This window comes from Mycobacterium sp. (assembly GCF_035653355.1).
GTDB lineage: Bacteria > Actinomycetota > Actinomycetes > Mycobacteriales > Mycobacteriaceae > Mycobacterium.
Window position 1 is genome coordinate 1 of record NZ_DASRBZ010000022.1, and the last position, 2,990, is coordinate 2,990.

Genomic DNA, 2,990 nt, shown 5'->3' on the forward strand with positions numbered 1-2,990 from the left:
CCACCACCCGCTACTTCGCTGAATCGGACAACCGCCCGGACTTCTCCGAGACGGTCGAGGGCTCGCTCGAAGACCGCGGCTACGGTCTGGAAGGACTCATCAGCCGCTACACCGTAATCCACGGCCTGGTGGACGCCCCGACCCAATACGCGCTGCTGGAAAACGCCCGAAGGGCCGGCACCGGTCTGAGCCCGGGCGAGTACCTGCGTTCAATGGGCGAGCTGTTCGCGCCGTTCACCAAAGTCGCCGCCGCCAACCCGTTCGCCGCCGCGCCCGTCGAGCGCAGCGTCGAGGAGCTGATCACCGTCACCGAAAGCAACCGGATGATCTCCGACCCCTATCCCCGGCTGCTCGTCGCCCGAGATCAGGTGAACCAGGGCGCAGCCGCGCTGCTGATGTCGGTGGGAGCCGCGCAGCGACTGGGCGTGCCGGAGGACAACTGGGTGTACCTGCACGGCCACGCCGACCTGGCCGACCAGAGTCTTTTGGACCGGCCCGATCTGGGGCATGCCCCCTCGGCGGTGATGGCTGTGCAGGAGGCGCTGAGAGTGGCCGGCATCGGGATCGACGAGGTCGCCACCTTCGACCTGTACAGCTGCTTTCCGGTGCCGGTGTTCAACATCTGCGACGGCATGAGCATCGCACCCGACGACCCGCGCGGCCTGACCCTGACCGGCGGGCTGCCGTTCTTCGGCGGGGCCGGCAACAACTACTCGATGCACGGCGTCGCGGAGACAGTCATCCGAATGCGCAGCGCGGCAGGGGAATTCGGCCTCGTCGGCGCGAACGGCGGCATCATGAGCAAGTACTCGGTCGGCGTCTACTCGACTACGCCGGTGGAGTGGAAGGCCGACCGCAGTGCAGAGCTGCAGACCCAGATCGCCGCGGCACCCACCGTCGCGGTTACCGAGCATGCCGACGGCCCAGGCACGATCGAGACCTACACCGTGCGCCGCGACAACGGGCGTCTGACCGGAATCATCATCGGCCACCTCGACGCCGACGACAGCCGGTTTCTTGCCACCACCGAGGACGAGGAGCTGATCGCGCTGCTCACCGACGGCGATCCGCTCGGGCACCCGGTGTCGGTTCGCTCCTTCGACTACGGCAACCGCTGCAGCCTCTAGGCCGAGAAGACGCAGAGGCCCCTTTTTCCCTCGGCGTGTTGGGTGCCTTTTGCGTCTGCTCGCGCTTAGGCCGCAGCCGCGAGCTTGCCCGCCAGCCGCTCGACGTAGGCAGCGATCTCGTCCTCAGAGCGGTCGGGCAATCCGAAAAGCACCTCGGTTACCCCTAATTCAGCCCAGTGCGCCAGCTTCTCCGGCACCGGCTTGAAATCCAGGGCCACAATCTGCGGCGCCCCCTCTCGGTCCGCGCTTGCCCAAACGTCTTGCAACAGCTTCACCGGCTCGTCGATGTCGAAGTCGCGGGGAGTGGTGATCCAGCCGTCGGCGCTACGGGCAATCCACTTGAAGTTCTTTTCGGTGCCGGCGGCGCCCACCAATACCGGAATGTGCTTTTGCACCGGCTTCGGCCAGGCCCAGCTGGGCCCGAAGTTGACGAATTCGCCCTCGTAGGCAGCTTCTTCCTGCGTCCACAGCGCCCGCATCGCCTCGATGTATTCGCGCAGCATTGTGCGTCGCCGCCCTGGTGGCACGCCGTGGTCGGTGAGTTCGTCAGTGTTCCAGCCGAAGCCGACGCCGAGGCTGACCCGGCCGCCCGACAGATGGTCGAGGGTGGCAATGGACTTCGCGAGCGTGATCGGGTCGTGCTCGACAGGCAGCGCCACCGCGGTGGACAAGCGCACCCGGGAGGTGACCGCGCATGCCGTGCCGAGGCTCACCCACGGGTCGAGAGTGCGCATGTAACGGTCATCGGGAAGCGACGCGTCGCCCGTCGTCGGATGCGCAGCCTGCCGCTTCACCGGTATGTGGGTGTGCTCGGGCACGTAAAAGGTGCGGAAGCCGTGATCCTCGGCAAGCCTGGCGGCCGCCGCAGGGGCGATGCCACGGTCGCTGGTAAAAAGCACAAGCCCGTAATCCATGCCGAGAATTAGAACGTGTTTCACCTTGGGCGAGCAAGCGGGCAGCGATTCGCCGGGTCGCTGCCTCGCCACGTGACACGCCGATCGCCGCGACACCCCCGCTGCAACGTGCGCTAGCGTGGATGGTCGAATCGCGTCGCAACGCCTGCGCTGGCAAGTCACGGCGTTCATGGAGCGGTCCACGCAGCGTCGCGCGGAAGCGGCGCCTGGGGAATAGAGCGTCGCAACACCGTGGCGCCCAACGGCACTGGAAGCACAGGAGAAGCAATGACCTACTCGCCCGGTAGCCCCGGATATCAGCCCGCGCAGTCCCCTGGCTCGTACGGAGGCTCCACACCGTCGTTCGCCAAGTCCGATGACACCGCCAGCAAGCTCCCGCTCTACTTGACCATCGCGGTGGTGGCACTCGGTTTGGCGGCGTACCTGGCGAGTTTCGGTCCCATGCTGACGATCAGCGCCGATGTGGGACCGGCCGGGGACGAGATTTCCAGCGGCGGCGGAAGCCTCGGTGTCGCCGCGGCCTTGCTGGCCGGGCTGCTGGCCGCGGTCAGTTTGCTGCCCAAAGCCAAGAACTACCACGCGATAGTCGCGGCGGTAGCGGTGTTAGCCGCGTTGGTGGTGATACAAGAGACGCTGAGCAAACCCAGCGGCTTCTCCATCCGCTGGGCGCTGTGGTTTGTGCTGGCGTGCACGGTGTTGCAGGCCATCGCCGCCGTGGGAGCGCTTTTGTTGGACGCGGGCGTCGTCACGCCCCCGGCGCCACGGCCCAAATACGACCAGTACGCGCAATACGGGCAGTACGGCGGATACTACGGTCAGCCTCAGGGTCAGCAACACGCCCCGTTCCAGCATCACGGTCCTTCCGGCTACGGGTCGCAGTTCGGCGGTTATTCCGGGCCCTCCACAGGCGGCTTCGGCGCGGTTGGTCACCAGCAGGGTTCGCAGCAAG

The 2,990-nt window shown here is 66.6% G+C and carries 3 protein-coding genes; 2 read left to right on the forward strand and 1 reads right to left on the reverse strand.

Going from position 1 to position 2,990, the window contains the following annotated elements; translation table 11 throughout:
- The coding region (locus VFA16_RS00720; protein WP_324965975.1) for an acetyl-CoA acetyltransferase at positions 1-1,127 on the forward strand (1,127 nt) is incomplete at its 5' end.
- 65 nt (positions 1,128-1,192) lie between these two features.
- Here VFA16_RS00720 and VFA16_RS00725 read toward each other — a convergent pair.
- On the reverse strand, positions 1,193-2,041 hold the full coding sequence (locus VFA16_RS00725) for an LLM class F420-dependent oxidoreductase (RefSeq protein WP_324965976.1): 849 nt from the start codon (positions 2,039-2,041) through the stop codon (positions 1,193-1,195).
- A 267-nt stretch (positions 2,042-2,308) separates the two neighbouring features.
- Here VFA16_RS00725 and VFA16_RS00730 point away from each other — a divergent pair.
- Positions 2,309-2,990: DUF5336 domain-containing protein (locus VFA16_RS00730; RefSeq protein WP_324965977.1), on the forward strand; the 682-nt coding region annotated here is incomplete at its 3' end.